Below are 14597 nucleotides of genomic sequence, written 5' to 3'. Positions count from 1 at the left end.
GGTGGCAGGTTTGTTAGCCACTTAGCTTAGCGTTATACGTTTCCGGAGGATTTGACATTGGAAGAACTAGTTCAGAAATTAGCTTCAATTGATGAGCTGGAAACTTGGAAGCAACATTGCCAAGGTTACAGTTCGCAAGAGAAGAAAGCTGCGTTCGAGCGTGCTCAATCGCTGTGGATTGCCAGAAAAGTGTCAGAGAATACTCTCTATCTTCATCCCGAAGTTATCTCAGATCTTCAAAAGCAAAACTGGCTTCCAAATGATCTGCAAAAGCGCATGATATGGGCAAGTGTGTTAGCTTCTGGTGAGGGTAGCGATAGTAGACAACGTTTCAAGTCCATTAAAGCTAGCTTACTTAAGAGGCATGGTAGAGATTGGTGGGAAGATGTCTATAAACGTCAAAAATCTGCATTTGCAGCTAAAGAACGTATTCGTAATCAAACTGCTTCAAACGGTGCTGCTGTTAATATGCTTATGGCAAAAACTCACTTATTCGGTGATATTGCTAGAGACCAAATACACAGTGCATTGAGCATGGTTCCTAAGTGGTAAAAAACGTATAACAAAGCGTTTAAGGCAGATTCGCAACGCTCGGCATTCTCAGTTCAAGTCGATTTTTGGTGTTTACGGTGCAATGATTTAGGTTAGGTGGTAGCGTTGCTCACTACTTAACGCGGCGTTAGTTTGCAAAGGGCAGAAAAGCGTTTGTGGTCTAAAAGCTTTGTTCTGCGTTCTAGCTATTCACCTGTTCGTTTTCCAATCTCACGAACTTTCCGGTGGCACTATGTTGGAAGCGTTTGCGGTAAGTGAGTCACTTACTGGTTCTAACATTATTGCTAGTTCGTTGGTGCGTTTTCTTTTTCTTGGCGGCTCATTCGCTAACAAATGGCTTGGTCGCACGTGGTTGTCAGGTTAATCGAACGCATCCTTTGCCAGTTAAAGCGCTTTAAACCGTGGCCATTTGTCGTATGTCGCTTCTTAGCCAAGTGCGTTTTGTTGGTTGGGTTTAACTTCTGAGCCGCCCGTTTTACTTTTGTGTTCAAAGTCAGTAGTTTCATAGTTAATTCAGCACCTTGGCGCTAAACCTCTGGTTTCATCGCGGTGGCAAACTAACAAAGCGCTTAAGGCAGACTCGCAACGCGTGGCATTTTTAGTATGCGTTGATTTATGTGTTTAAGGTGTTATGCGGTGACTTCGTATTACGGTTGCTCACTACTTAGCTTAGCGTTAACTGTTTTTGAGGAAGTATGGGCATTATTGATTGGAATTTAGTTTTGACATCTTTAGCTACAATTGCAGCAATATGCAGTGCATTCGCTGCGTTGAAGTCTTATAAGATATCTGAAAGCTTAAGTAGGACTTGTAATATTTTTATCACTTCTGGACTTGATGAGATAACGGTCACGGCGACTTCAGAAAGTGAACGAGTTTTCGTTCTAGACATATCCATCTTAGTTAAGGAACGTTTTTTCAAACGTTCGAACTATTCATGTACTTTGCTGAAAAACGTTCATGTTCATCATGAAAAAGGAAAAAGTGGTGACAGGCTATTCCATACTCTATTTGAAAGAGGTTTGGTTGCGGGTGAATCGTACCGTTTTCCTATATCTGAATTGCTCAAAACAACATAATTTGTGTAGAAGGTTCAAAAGAGCGTAGTCTTGACGTATCAACGTTAGTTATTGGTTCCAAGTCAGAGCTACACTTCAATATAAATGGGCAAAATATCAAGCGGGACTTAACTCTCACAAATGAAATAATTAATAGAATCAATGGACCAACTAGAGAAAAAGACTTTGTCCTGAAGTCTAAAAACAGTTAACAAAGCGTTTAAGACGGATTCCCAACGCTCGGCATTCTGAGTCTTAGTCAGCTTTAGTGTTTATGGTGCAATGGTTTAGGCAAGGTGGTTGGCGTTGCTCACCACTTAACGCGGCGTTAGTTTGCAAGGAGCAGAAAAGCGTTTGTGGTCTAAGAGCCTTGTTCCACGTCCTAGCTATTCACCTGTTATTTCCCAAAGACTTTTCATCGAAATAGGCATCTCGCGTAGCCAGTTTTTCGGTTAATTGGCTTTCGTGTCATTCAATCCTTTCGTGCCAGTAAGGTTCATTTCTCAATGTTCTTGCGCGCTGCTTCTTTGGTTTTGAAAGTTAAGCGGGAACATTGAAAGATGGTATTTGTGGCTGTCGGCATCTACGAAAGACTTCTTAGCCAAGTTTGTTTTGTTGGTTGGGTTTGAATTCTGAGCTGTCCGTTTTACTTTTGCATTCAAAGCCAGTAGTTTCATAGCTAATTCAGCACCTTGGCGCTAAGCCTTTGGCTACATTGCGGTGGCAAACTAACAAAGCGCTTAAGACAGATTCGCAACGCGTAGCATTTTTAGTATGCGTTGATTTATGTGTTTAAGGTGTTATGCGGTGGCTTCGTATTGCGTTGCTCACTACTTAGCTTAGCGTTATGTAGTGACGTTTACTAAGTTTAAGGTGTAACGCTTTGAATTCAAAGTATTACGTAAGATCGAGTGTGCCTCTTACAAGCGAAAATAAGGGTGAGCAGGGGGCATTCTCATGCTACCCTCAAAGCACAGCTCGTCTGGTTAATACGCTTGCGATTAAAATCAGAACGAGCTGTGCTTTGAGGTAAGGCATTTTCCGCTGCCTCAGCTTCGATTTTTGCGTGTCCAAAGGGCAATTGAGCGCGTGAAAGATTGATAGTGCGATATCATGAAGCTTTGGTCACTAATATAACAAGACGTTCAAGAGCGACTCACAACGCGTGGCATTTTTACTATGCGTTGATATAAGTGATTACGGGGTCTGCAGTGACTGATGTATTGCGTTGCTCACGCCTTAACTCATCGTTAGTTTGCAAGGAGCAGAAAAGCGTTTGTGGTCTAAGAGCCTTGTTCTACGCTCTAGCTATTCACCTGTTATTTCCCAAAGACTTTTCATCGAAATAGGCATCTCGCGTAGCCCGTTTTTCGGTTAATTGGCTTTCCTGTCATTCAATCCTTTCGTGTTAGTAAGGTTCATTTCTCAATGTTCTTGCGCGCTGCTTCTTTGGTTTTGAAAGTTAAGTGTGAGTATTGAAAATTGCATTTGTGGCTGTCGGCATCTACGAAAGTCTTCTTAGCCAAGTGCGTTTTGTTGGTTGAGTTTAAATTCTAAGCTGTTCGTTTTACTTTTGTATTCAAAGCCAGTAGTTTCATAACCAATTCAGCACCTTGGCGCTAAACCTCTGGCTTCATAGCGGTGGCAAACTAACAAAGCGCTTAAGACAGACTCGCAACGCGCGGCATTTTTAGTATGCGTTGATTTATGTGTTTAAGGTGCTATGCGGTGGCTTCGTATTGCGTTGCTCACTACTTAGCTTAGCGTTAGTTTGCAAAGGGCAGAAAAGCGTTTGTGGTCTAAGAGCATAGTCCGGTTTTTATGCTTTACACCTGTTCGTTTTCTAATCTCACGCACTTTCCGGTGGCATTATGTCGGAAGCGTTTGCGGTGAGTTAGTCACTTACAGGTTCTAACATTGTTGCTAGTTCTTTGGTGCGTTTTCTTTGTCTTGGTGGCTAAGGTGCTTATAAATGGCTTGGTCGCACTTGGTTGTCAGGTTAGTCGAATGAATCCTTTGCCAGTTAAAGCGCTTCAAACCGTAGTCATTTGTCGTATGTCGCTTCTTAGCCAAGCGCGTTTTGTCGGTGGTATTTAAATTCTGAGCTGTCCGTTTTACTTTTGCATTCAAAGCCAGTAGTTTCACAACTAATTCAGCACCTTGGCGCTAAACCCCTGGTTTCATCGCGGTGGCAAACTAACAAAGCGCTTAAGACAGACTCGCAACGCGCGGCATTTTTAGTATGCGTTGATTTATGTGTTTAAGGTGTTATGCGGTGGCTTCGTATTGCGTTGCTCACTACTTAGCTTAGCGTTAGGTTTGTTGGTAAGTTCATGGAAATAATAAGATTTCAATCTCATCATTTAGATGCTGTAAAGAAGCTGTATCTAGGATCACGACTAGCAACCTTTAAATGGTTGGATACAGTTGAATTTGAGCTGTCAGATTTTGAACGGGATACAGAGGGTGAAAGTCTTTGGGTAGCAATTGAATCAAACAAAGTCGTCGGTTTTGTCTCAATTTGGGAGCCTGACAACTTCATTCACCACTTGTTTGTGAGTCCAGGTAACTTACGTGGCGGTGTAGGCTTAAAGCTGCTAGATCTCGCGAAACAAAGGCATCCAAGCTTAAGCCTCAAGTGTCTTAGTAAAAATGGCAATGCCACTGAGTTCTATTTATCTCAGGGCTTTACAATTGCCGAAACGGTGGATGATGGTGCGGCAAGTTATCATCTAATGAAGTGGAAATCATAAACCTAACAAAGCGCTTAAGACAGACTCGCAACGCGCGGCATTTTTACTATGCGTTGATTTATGTGTTTAAGGTGTTATGCGGTGGCTTCGTATTACGTTGCTCACTACTTAGCTTAGCGTTAGTTTGCAAAGGGCAGAAAAGCATTTATGGTCTAAAAGCCTTGTTCTACGTTCTAGCTATTCACCTGTCCGTTTTCCAACCTCACGAACTTTCCGGTGGCACTATGTCGGAAGTATTTGCGGTGAGTGAGTCACTTACTGGTTCTAATATTGTTGCTAGTCCTTTGATGCGTTTTCTTTTTCTTGGCGGCTAAGGTGCTTATAAATAGCTTGGTCGCACTTGGTTGTCAGGTGAGTCGAACGAATCCTTTGCCAGTTAAAGCGCTTCAAACCGTGGTTATTTGTGGTATGTCGCTTCTTAGCCAAGTCCGTTTTGTTGGTTGGGCTTTAATTCTGATCTGCTCGTTTTACTTTTGCGTTCAAAGCCAGTAGTTTCATAACCAATTCAGCATCTTGGCGCTAAACCTCTAGTTTCATCGCGGTGGCAAACTAACAAAGCGCTTAAGGAAGATTCGCAACGCGTGGCATTTTTAGTATGCGTTGATTTCTGTGTTTAAGGTGTTATGCGGTGACTTCGTATTACGTTGCTCACTACTTAGCTTAGCGTTAGTTTGCCCACCGACCACAATCAGTCGGTAGGGAATTTTTGCTTCTGGTGTAGAACTCGCATTACGCGAATCGCTGAGCCGTCAACCCAGTAAGAAACGATCATTGAGATTTCGGGGATAATTAGTAATCGTCCTCGAATACCATCACGTTGAACACCCATTAATGGTTGCTCAAGTAAATTTTCTACTTTAGCTTCGATAATTTCGTCAGTTTTGTCTGCCGCATCAGGGTTGAAGTCATAAAGAAACTCAAAGATCTTCTCACGATCATTTAGCGATTCTTCTTCCCATAAAATCATTGTTGACCTCGGCTACGAATCTTTGCTTTTCGTTCAGCCATTCGTGCTTTTGCTGAGCTAAGCGTTTGATTTCGTCATCAACACGAAATTGAATTCTAGTGTCCATGAGTTGCTCCTAAATTAATGTACACACAAATGTTAGCACTAGCGTCAGGCCAGGGCAACTAACAAAGCGTTTAAGACGGATTCCCAACGCTCGGCATTTTTGGTTTGCCTCAACTTAAGTGTTTACGGCACAATACTTTAAGTGCAGTGGTCTGCGTTACTCACCACTTAACGCGGCGTTAGGTTTATAAGGAGTTCCAGTGAGAAGTTTTGGTAGACGAAGAAATGAGTTCAAATTCCACATATTGAGAAAAGAGTCAGATTACATTGCAATATATGATAATGATGGCGCTGATGTAATTTTGGATGATCTAGAAGAGCAAGGGTATTTTTACTTAGACTGGATTCGCGCAAAAAATAGTGTGATTGCAGTTGAAAAATGGCAACAGACTCAGAAAGAGGAAGTTGCTAGGCTACATCACAAAAATCGAGAGCTGCAGGAAACTATAGATGCACTTGAAAAAGAAATTGAGCAGTTAGAGAAGCTCTCTCGAAATAATCCACGAAGTACTAGGTCTAACGGGCTAAACGACTTTTCTCCATATGCAATTCTAGGTGTTCCTGAGGGGTGCAGTGATTTACAACTAATCAAGAAAAACTATAAACGACTATCTCATATATTTCATGGTGATAAATCTCAGAGCTCTGAAACAAGCGATGATATGATGAAGTTGATAAATAGTGCTTATGACATTTTGAAGAAAAAATAAACCTAACAAAGCATTTAAGAGTGATTCCCCACGCTTGGCATTTTCAGTTTGGGTTAAGTTTAGTGATTATGGTGTTAAAATTGAGTTCTGTGGTTAAGTGGCTCACACCTTAATGCGGCGTTAGTTTGCAAAGGGCAGAAAAGCGTTTGTAGTCTAAAAGCCTTGTTCTGCGTTCTGGCTATTCACCTGTTCCTTTTCCAATCTCACGAACTTTCCGGTGGCACTATATTGGAAGCGTTTGCGGTGAGTGAGTCACTTACTGGCTCTAACATTGTTGCTAATTCGTTGGTGCGTTTTCTTTTTCTTGGCGGCTAATTCGTTAACAAATGGCTTGGTCGCACGTGGTTGTCAGGTGAGTCGAACGAATCCTTTGTCAGTTAAAGCGCTTCAAACCGTGGTTATATTCCGCATGTCGCTTCTTAGCCAAGGCGTTTTGTTGGTTGGGTTTAACTTCTGAGCCGCCCGTTTTACTTTTGTGTTTAAAGCTAGTAGTTTCATAACCAATTCATCACCTTGGCGCTAAACCTCTGGCTTCATCGTGGTGGCAAACTAACAAAGCGCTTAAGACAGATTCGCAACACGTGGCATTTTTAGTATGCGTTGATTTATGTGTTTAAGGTGTTATGCGGTGGCTTCGTATTGCGTTGCTCACTACTTAGCTTTGCGTTATGTTTAATTTGAATGTGAAGGTGTTAAATGGAAGAAATATTCCTAATTGCAGCAATAGTATCTGCGTTAAATCTTCTTCATGCTATTGTATATAAATCTATTTTCTTTGCTGGCGGATGGATTGATTATTATGAAAATAGGCCTCATTTTTGGGCAGGATTTTTCACATTTCTTCTTTTCGTATTCTTTTATGGTGGTTTTTATTTCTTCATCTTTCCAGAAGTTTAATGGTGTTTGTTTGAGGCATGGCGAACCCAGATATTCTTTTGATACACGACTAAAAACATAACAAAGCATTTAAGACGGATTCCCAACGCTTGGCATTTTCGGTTTGATTCAGCATTAGTGTTTACGGCACAATGGTTTAGGTAGGGTGGCCTGCGTTGCTCACCACTTAATGCGGCGTTATGAGTATTCATCAGTATGTACGTTTATGTTTTAGAACTAGAAAATCAAAATTATTACGTTGGCATCGCTGAAGACATTGGCTTGAGGCTTTGGACTCATTTTAAAATGGGCGACAAGGTTGGTTCAGCTTGGACGAAAAAACATAGACCAATTAAAGTTGTCCATTGTAGTGAAATACTCCCAAAGACTAAGTGGAAGTCCGAACTGGTTGAAACTCAATGCACTTTGCGTATTGCCAAGTTAAAAGGTTTTTCAAAAGTACGTGGGGCTGGCTTTAGTATCTCTAACGAGGACTATCCTAAAAGTTGGGATGAGAAATTAGTTGGTGTGCCACCAGCTGACTTTGACAAAATGAAGCCTCTATCAAATCAAGAGCTCAAGGTTCTATTTAAAGGAAAATATGAGCTCTGGTTGGAACAAAGAAAAAGGCGGCGGAAACCAAAATACTCATAACAAAGCGTTTAAGAGGGATTCTCAACGCTTGGCATTTTCGGTTTGATTCGGCTTTAGTGTTTACGGCACAATGGTTTAGGCTAGGTGGTCGCGTTGTTCACCCCTTAACGCGGCGTTATGCGCTATATCGTTCAAAAAGGATATCGAATGAATAAGTTGTTAGAAGAGTTACTAAAACGTGGGTTTAAAGCAAAAATGCGGAATAAGAGCATATTTGTTAATCTTTCTCTGTTGTCATACCCAGTATCAATATCTCACAACACTGAACGAAACACCTACGAGTTAAATGTTGAATATTGGCGCTATATTGTCGTAATGATAGGGTTGTTGATTAATGTAATAGTCGGTTTCGTTTACGGCAATGTCATCCTAAGTTCTATCATATTGGCTATTGTGTTGTTGCAGCCAGTAGGGCTGTTTATATCAAAATCTAGATCCAGAGAACTAGAAGAATATCTTGAATCACTTAATGGTGAAGTACGCGCATAACAAACGCTTTAAGACGGATTCGCAACGCTCGGCGGTTTTGGCTTAAGTTGGCTTTTGTGTTTACGGTGCAACAATTGAGCATCGTGGTATCGTTGCTCACCACTTAAGCGGGCGTTATATAGTGACGTTTACTAAGTTTAAGGTGTAACGCTTTGAATTCAAAGTATTACGTAAGATCGAGTGTGCCTCTTACAAGCGAAAATAAGGGTGAGCAGGGGGCATTCTCATGCTACCCTCAAAGCACAGCTCGTCTGGTTAATACGCTTGCGATTAAAATCAGAACGAGCTGTGCTTTGAGGTAAGGCATTTTCCGCTGCCTCAGCTTCGATTTTTGCGTGTCCAAAGGGCAATTGAGCGCGTGAAAGATTGATAGTGCGATATCATGAAGCTTTGGTCACTAATATAACAAGACGTTCAAGAGCGACTCACAACGCGTGGCATTTTTACTATGCGTTGATATAAGTGATTACGGGGTCTGCAGTGACTGATGTATTGCGTTGCTCACGCCTTAACTCATCGTTAGTTTGCAAAGGGTAGAAAAGCGTTTGTGGTCTAAAAGCGTTGTTCTACGTTCTAGCTATTCACCTGTCCGTTTTCCAATCTCACGAACTTTCCGGTGGCACTGTATTGGAAGCGTTTGCGGTGCGTTAGTCACTTACTGGTTCTAACATTGTTGCTAGTTCTTTGGTGCGTCTTCTTTGTCTTGGTGACTAATTTCGCTAACAAATGGCTTGGTCACACTTGGTTGTTAGATTAGTCGAACGAATCCTTTGTCAGTTAAAGCGCTTCAAACCGTGGTTATATTCCGCATGTCGCTTCTTAGTCAAGGGTGTTTTGTTGGTTGGGTTTAACTTCTGAGCCACCCGTTTTACTTTTGTGTTCAAAGTCAGTAGTTTCATAGTTAATTCAGCACCTTGGCGCTAAGCCTCTAGTTTCATCACGGTGGCAAACTAACAAAGCGCTTAAGGCAGATTCGCAACGCGTGGCATTTTTAGTATGCGTTGATTTATGTGTTTAAGGTGTTATGCGGTGACTTCGTATTGTGTTGCTCACTACTTAGCTTAGCGTTATGCGCCAATAAAAAAACAAAAGGTTAGTCTCTAAATGTTAACAACAAAAATTGAAACGGAACGACTAATACTAAGAGCTTTAGTCGAAGAAGATGCAAGCGATCTGTTTGGTATATTCTCAGACCATGAAGTCATGAAATATTGGAACTCTAGTCCCTGGGTTTCAATTGATGAGGCTAGATTATTTATAGCTAATAGCGTACAGGCAATGAATAGTAATACAGAAGTGATTCTAGGTATTTACCTAAAGAGTACTGGTCAACTTCTGGGCAAGATTATGCTATTTAACCATGCGAAAGAGTCTAGGCGCGCAGAAATTGGTTTTGGCGTCAGCCGTAATTTCTGGGGTAAAGGTATTGTGCTCGAGGCGGGAACTGCGCTAATTGAACACGCCTTTAAAAACTTGCATTTACGTCGAATTGAAGCTGAGATAGATCCAGACAATATTGCTTCAGGTAAAGCCTTGGAACGGTTAGGGTTTGTTAAAGAAGGCTTTCTAAAGCAGCGGTGGGAAGTTAACGGGATTGTATCAGATTCCGAAATTTATGGGTTATTAGCCAAGCCTTTGGGCAGCGCATAACAAACTGTTTAAGAGTGATTCGCAACGCGTGGCATTTTTACTGTGCGTTGCGTTTGGTGTTTAAGGTGGTTTGCGGTGGCTTCGGTATTGCGTTGCTCACACCTTAACAGGGCGTTAGTTTGCAAGGAGCAGAAAAGCATTTGTGGTCTAAGAGCCTAGTCCGGTTTTTATGCTTTACACCTGTTCGTTTTTCAATCTCACGAACTTTCCGGTGGCACTATGTTGGAAGCGTTTGCGGTGCGTTAGTCACTTACTGGTTCTAACATTGTTGCTAGTTCTTTGGTGCGTTTTCTTTGTCTTGGTGGCTGAGGTGCTTGTAAATAGCTTGGTCGCACTTGGTTGTCAGGTTAGTCGAACGAATCCTTTGTCATTTAAAGTGCTTCAAACCGTGGTTATTTGTCGTATGTCGCTTCTTAGTCAAGTGCGTTTTGTTGGCTGGGTTTAAATTCTAAGCTGCTCGTTTTACTTTTGCGTTCAAAGCCAGTAGTTTCATCACTAATTCAGCACCTTGGCGCTAAACAGCTGGCTTCATCGTGGTGGCAAACTAACAAAGCGCTTAAGGCAGATTCGCAACGCGTGGCATTTTTAGTATGCGTTGATTTATGTGTTTAAGGTGTTATGCGGTGGCTTCGTATTACGTTGCTCACTACTTAGCTTAGCGTTAGTTTGCAAAGGGCAGAAAAGCGTTTATGGTCTGAAAGCTTTGTTCTTCGTTCTAGCTATTCACCTGTTATTTCCCAAAGACTTTTCATCGAAATAGGCATCTCGCGTAGCCCGCTTTTCGGTTAATTGGCCTCCGTGTTACTCATTTCTTTCGTGTTAGTAAGGTTCATTTCTCAATATTCTTGCGCGCTGCTTCTTTGGTTTTGAAAGCTAAGTGTGAGCATTGAAAATTGCACTTGTGGCTGTCGGCATCTACGAAAGTCTTCTTAGCCAAGTTTGTTTTGTTGGTTGAGTTTAAATTCTAAGCTGTTCGTTTTACTTTTGTATTCAAAGCCAGTAGTTTCATAGCCAATTTAGCACCTTGGAGCTAAACCTCTGGCTTCATAGCGGTGGCAAACTAACAAAGCGCTTAAGACAGACTCGCAACGCGCGGCATTTTTAGTATGCGTTGATTTATGTGTTTAAGGTGTTATGCGGTGGCTTCGTATTGCGTTGCTCACTACTTAGCTTAGCGTTAGGCTACAGCAGAGAGTTAGCTATGAGAATTATTTTCTATTCGATAACTGGAATAATGATTGTTTTATTAGCAAGTTTATTCATGATTTCTAATCAATATCGTCATGAGCAAAGCATTACATTAGAAAAAATTGCCCAAGAGCGAATTGTTAACAAAGAATCCTTTTTGAATGCAGAAAATAAAATTATTGCAGAAGAAAAAGCACCTCCCAAGAAAAAGGGTAACCTTTCAGTAGAAAATTTTGATGAAAGTCAAGTATGTAAAGCCGTTATAGCGACTGTAATGGGGCGTTCACCAAAGATTATGAAAGTATATAAAGAAAATGTATTTGAAGTATTTGTGTCTTATGTTCTTGACGATGGTGTTATGTGGAAATACCGGTGTGACTTTGGTTTGTATAGCGTAGACTGGCAGAGAGTTGGGGGTAACTGGGTAAAAACTAATCTTGATGTAAAAGAGATAAATCAGATCTTGATCGTGACCCAGACACATGACGATGGTTCAATTAGTCGAAAGTACTTTGATGAAACAGTATTCGACTAAGTAGCCTAACAAACGCTTCAAGACGGATTCGCAACGCGTGGCATTTTTGTCATGCGTTGATTTTGGTGATTTAGTGGTGTGCAGAAACATCGCATTGCGTTGCTCACCACTTAAGCGGGCGTTAGTTTGCAAGGAGCAGAAAAGCGTTTGTGGTTTAAGAGCCTTGCTCTGCGTTCTAGCTATTCACCTGTTATTTCCCAAAGACTTTTCATCAAAATAGGCATCTCGCGTAGCCCATTTTTCGGTTAATTGGCTTTCGTGTCATTCAATCCTTTCGTGTTAGTAAGGTTCATTTCTCAATGTTCTTGCGCGCTTCTTCTTTGGTTTTGAAAGTTAAGCGGGAACATTGAAAGATGGTATTTGTAGCTGTCGGCATCTACGAAAGTCTTCTTAGCCAAGTTTGTTTTGTTGGTTGGGTTTAAATTCTGAGCTGTCCGTTTTACTTTTGCGTTTAAAGCCAGTAGTTTCATAGCCAATTCAGCACCTTGGCGCTAAACCTCTGGCTTCATCGTGGTGGCAAACTAACAAAAGCGCTTAAGGCAGATTCGCAACGTGTGGCATTTTTAGTATGCGTTGATTTATGTGTTTAAGGTGTTATGCGGTGGCTTCGTATTGCGTTGCTCACTACTTAGCTTAGCGTTATATGCTTCAAGGAAGATGATGAAAAAAATAGTACTTTCAATATGTTGCTTAATGGCGTCCAGTCAGGCTAATGCTGACGTCAAGGTAGATTTTCCCTTCCAAAAAAAGTTCGAAGTGTATGAGGTTAGCGGGAATAGTGTTGAAGAAATTGAACGCTCATTTAACGCTAGACCTGAGTTTCTCGTAAATGAAGGCTTTGACGGGTACACCGCGTGGAAATATGACTTCAATACGAATGATGATACTTGCGAAATTAATGAATTTAAGCTGGAAGTTACCTATACACTTCCGAAGTTCGAAATGTCTAAGACTTCAGTTGAATCAGCGGAGGAGTTTCGCCTATATCTAGAAAAGCTCTATCGACATGAGCAGATTCATTGTGCTCTTGCAGTTAAGTCGATGCATGAAATTTATTTAGCCTTCAAAGGTGGGCAGCGCGGAAGGTGCAGTAGTGCTAATGATAGAGTCACTGAACTTGAAGGTGACTTAGTGGAAAGTAATGCGCTGTTTGACGTTTATACATCGCATGGAGAAATTGAATTAGCAGAGTCTCCATTTGGTGAGGAGCCTTACTTAAAAATATGCGAAATACCTTTCGTGCCAATGTCACCACGCATATAACAAAGCATTTAAGACGGATTCCCAACGCTCGGCATTTTTAGTTTGCTTCAACTTTAGTGTTTACGGCACAATGCTTTAGGCTCAGTGGTCTGCGTTGCTCACCACTTAATGCGGCGTTATGTGAATTGGAGAGTGTATGAGTATTGATAAACCCTTTCATCGCAATGTAAGAGCGATGGTTGATAGACCAAATGCAGGGTATAGCAGTTGGGCATATATTATAGATAAGGACTTCTCTCAAAATCCGACTCACTACATCCGAGCTTTCATGATGTTGCAAGATGACTTGCAGGAAGTTTTTGAATTTGTAGAGCCCTCAGATACAAATATGAAGACCCATAGTTTCCGGATTCATGAACTTTTAATGAGGACATGTATTGAGATTGAGGCTAATTTTAGGGCCATTCTGAAAGAAAATATCTATACACCCATAAGTAATGGCAAACCGCGTAAAGAAACGTCTTGGAACATTCGAGATTTTCAAAAAGTAAACGTAAGTCATCGACTGTCTTCTTATAAGGTGCAATATCCAGTTTGGGAAGGGGAACATTGTTTGTTTGAGCCTTTTAAAGCCTGGCGTAATGGTAATTCGCTCAGTTGGTATCAAGCATATAATGCGAGCAAACATGATCGTCATGATAACTTTAAACAGGCTAGCTTTGAGAATTTGTTAAATGCCTTTGCGGCTTTACAAATTCTAATTTCGGCTCAGTTTAAAACAGAAAGCTTCGCAGCGACACGAAGCTTAGGTGTGGCTGGCGATACTTACCACTCTCTTCGTTCTGGAATCGGCGGTTATCTGCTCATCGACTTCCCTTCGGATTGGCCAGAAGAACAAAAATACTCCTTTGACTGGTCTAGTCTCAAAGAAGAAGCGGTTAGGTTTCAAAAGTTCGATTACAACACTGTGTAAATTCACATAACAAAGCATTTAAGAGTGATTCGCAACGCTTGCCGTTTTCGCTTCGCTCAAAGTATAGGCAAGCGCTGCTCACACCTTAATGCGGCGTTATATTTTATTGGAGTTCATCGTGCTAAACAGAATCGAAGAATGGATTGATTTAACTAATGAAAGGTTTTCTAGTCAACGGCAAAGTTGTGCGTTGTTTGCGACTGAATTTGCTGGTTTTTACTCTGAAGAGTTTCTAGCTGACTCATATTTTGTAGTCGTTGATAGTATCCCAAAACCAAATTTTCCAGAATTACGCCAAGCGGGTCTAGGTGATTTTCTTGATATGGAAGTCCAAGGCATAACATACAAGAACACTTACTATATTGTTCCGAGTGTCGCCAAGAACTTACGTTTGCATTTTCACGAGTTGGTGCATGTTGCCCAATGGAAGACTTTTGGTGCTATTGGCTTTTTGCAACGCTACATCACCGAGGTTCAAAGTGTTGGTTATAACGAAGCACCGCTAGAGAAGTTAGCTTATGCATTTGATCTCCACTTTTCTCAAGGTGGACAAAAAATTGATGTTCCAAGCTACGTAGAAAGTAAAATATAACAAAGCATTTAAGACGGATTCCCAACGCTCGGCATTTTTGGTTTGCTTCAAAATAGGTGTTTACGGCACAATACTTTGAGTTCGGTGGTCTGCGTTGCTCACCACTTAATGCGGCGTTAGTTTGCAAGGGGCAGAAAGGCATTTATGGTCTGAAAGCTTTGTTCTGCGTCCTAGCTATTCACCTGTTATTTCCCAAAGACTTTTCATCGAAATAGGCATCTCGCGTAGCCAGTTTTTCGGTTGATTGGCTTCTGTGTTACTCATTTCTCTCGTGTTAGTAAGGTTCATTTCT

At 41.3% G+C, this 14597-nt stretch carries 18 protein-coding genes; 13 read left to right on the top strand and 5 right to left on the bottom strand.

Features of this window, described 5'->3' with window-relative positions:
- The first annotated feature begins 57 nt into the window (after window positions 1–57).
- A complete protein-coding gene (locus OCU50_RS06940) occupies window positions 58–552 on the top strand; it encodes a hypothetical protein (RefSeq protein WP_060469812.1) in 495 nt (164 codons plus the stop codon).
- A 326-nt stretch (window positions 553–878) separates the two neighbouring features.
- On the opposite strand, the gene OCU50_RS06935 is transcribed toward OCU50_RS06940, so the two are convergent.
- Window positions 879–1058 (bottom strand): hypothetical protein, encoded by a 180-nt coding sequence (locus tag OCU50_RS06935; protein WP_060469813.1) that lies wholly within the window; start codon window positions 1056–1058, stop codon window positions 879–881.
- 189 nt (window positions 1059–1247) lie between these two features.
- Here OCU50_RS06935 and OCU50_RS06930 point away from each other — a divergent pair, with 189 nt between their 5' ends.
- Complete coding sequence (locus OCU50_RS06930; protein ID WP_060469814.1) at window positions 1248–1631, top strand: hypothetical protein; 384 nt, start codon at window positions 1248–1250, stop codon at window positions 1629–1631.
- 482 nt (window positions 1632–2113) lie between these two features.
- On the opposite strand, the gene OCU50_RS06925 is transcribed toward OCU50_RS06930, so the two are convergent.
- Together OCU50_RS06925 and OCU50_RS06920 are read right to left on the bottom strand one after the other, a co-directional pair.
- On the bottom strand, window positions 2114–2287 hold the full coding sequence (locus OCU50_RS06925; RefSeq protein WP_167346773.1) for a hypothetical protein: 174 nt from the start codon (window positions 2285–2287) through the stop codon (window positions 2114–2116).
- Window positions 2288–3533: 1246 nt separating this feature from the next.
- Complete coding sequence (locus OCU50_RS06920) at window positions 3534–3755, bottom strand: hypothetical protein (protein WP_060469833.1); 222 nt, start codon at window positions 3753–3755, stop codon at window positions 3534–3536.
- A gap of 188 nt (window positions 3756–3943) precedes the next feature.
- Between OCU50_RS06920 and OCU50_RS06915 the strand changes: the two genes are divergently transcribed.
- Window positions 3944–4363, top strand: coding sequence for a GNAT family N-acetyltransferase (locus OCU50_RS06915; RefSeq protein ID WP_060469832.1), 420 nt, complete (start codon window positions 3944–3946; stop codon window positions 4361–4363).
- Between the two features lie 62 nt (window positions 4364–4425).
- Entirely contained in the window at window positions 4426–4677 is a 252-nt protein-coding gene (locus OCU50_RS06905; RefSeq protein ID WP_208600115.1) for a hypothetical protein, read from the top strand.
- A 374-nt stretch (window positions 4678–5051) separates the two neighbouring features.
- Here OCU50_RS06905 and OCU50_RS06900 read toward each other — a convergent pair whose 3' ends face one another.
- Both OCU50_RS06900 and OCU50_RS06895 read right to left on the bottom strand, forming a co-directional pair.
- Window positions 5052–5330: a type II toxin-antitoxin system RelE/ParE family toxin gene (locus OCU50_RS06900; protein WP_046225271.1), complete on the bottom strand. Its 279-nt coding sequence runs from the start codon at window positions 5328–5330 to the stop codon at window positions 5052–5054.
- Window positions 5299–5436 carry a hypothetical protein gene (locus OCU50_RS06895; RefSeq protein WP_167350336.1) on the bottom strand — a complete coding sequence of 46 codons (138 nt, stop codon included), beginning with the start codon at window positions 5434–5436 and terminating at the stop codon, window positions 5299–5301. Before OCU50_RS06895 ends, OCU50_RS06900 begins: the two co-directional genes overlap by 32 nt.
- A gap of 199 nt (window positions 5437–5635) precedes the next feature.
- Here OCU50_RS06895 and OCU50_RS06890 point away from each other — a divergent pair, with 199 nt between their 5' ends.
- From OCU50_RS06890 to OCU50_RS06835, 9 genes are all read left to right on the top strand, one after another.
- Complete coding sequence (locus tag OCU50_RS06890; RefSeq protein WP_060469838.1) at window positions 5636–6145, top strand: J domain-containing protein; 510 nt, start codon at window positions 5636–5638, stop codon at window positions 6143–6145.
- 696 nt (window positions 6146–6841) lie between these two features.
- On the top strand, window positions 6842–7042 hold the full coding sequence (locus OCU50_RS06880; RefSeq protein ID WP_060469837.1) for a hypothetical protein: 201 nt from the start codon (window positions 6842–6844) through the stop codon (window positions 7040–7042).
- 195 nt (window positions 7043–7237) lie between these two features.
- A complete protein-coding gene (locus OCU50_RS06875; RefSeq protein WP_021458337.1) occupies window positions 7238–7675 on the top strand; it encodes a GIY-YIG nuclease family protein in 438 nt (145 codons plus the stop codon).
- A gap of 147 nt (window positions 7676–7822) precedes the next feature.
- Window positions 7823–8164, top strand: coding sequence for a hypothetical protein (locus tag OCU50_RS06870; RefSeq protein WP_060469836.1), 342 nt, complete (start codon window positions 7823–7825; stop codon window positions 8162–8164).
- Window positions 8165–9268: 1104 nt separating this feature from the next.
- On the top strand, window positions 9269–9814 hold the full coding sequence (locus OCU50_RS06865) for a GNAT family N-acetyltransferase (RefSeq protein ID WP_060469810.1): 546 nt from the start codon (window positions 9269–9271) through the stop codon (window positions 9812–9814).
- 1201 nt (window positions 9815–11015) lie between these two features.
- Window positions 11016–11537 carry a hypothetical protein gene (locus OCU50_RS06855; protein ID WP_060469809.1) on the top strand — a complete coding sequence of 174 codons (522 nt, stop codon included), beginning with the start codon at window positions 11016–11018 and terminating at the stop codon, window positions 11535–11537.
- Between the two features lie 660 nt (window positions 11538–12197).
- Complete coding sequence (locus OCU50_RS06845) at window positions 12198–12800, top strand: DUF922 domain-containing protein (RefSeq protein ID WP_060469830.1); 603 nt, start codon at window positions 12198–12200, stop codon at window positions 12798–12800.
- A 136-nt stretch (window positions 12801–12936) separates the two neighbouring features.
- Window positions 12937–13713: a hypothetical protein gene (locus OCU50_RS06840; protein ID WP_060469829.1), complete on the top strand. Its 777-nt coding sequence runs from the start codon at window positions 12937–12939 to the stop codon at window positions 13711–13713.
- A 118-nt stretch (window positions 13714–13831) separates the two neighbouring features.
- On the top strand, window positions 13832–14305 hold the full coding sequence (locus OCU50_RS06835) for a hypothetical protein (RefSeq protein ID WP_060469831.1): 474 nt from the start codon (window positions 13832–13834) through the stop codon (window positions 14303–14305).
- The last annotated feature ends 292 nt before the right edge of the window (window positions 14306–14597 follow it).

This window comes from Vibrio toranzoniae, from assembly GCF_024347655.1.
Classification (GTDB): domain Bacteria; phylum Pseudomonadota; class Gammaproteobacteria; order Enterobacterales; family Vibrionaceae; genus Vibrio; species Vibrio toranzoniae.
The sequence above is the reverse complement of the archived record's forward strand: the minus strand, read 5'-3'. Positions and strand labels throughout refer to the sequence as shown.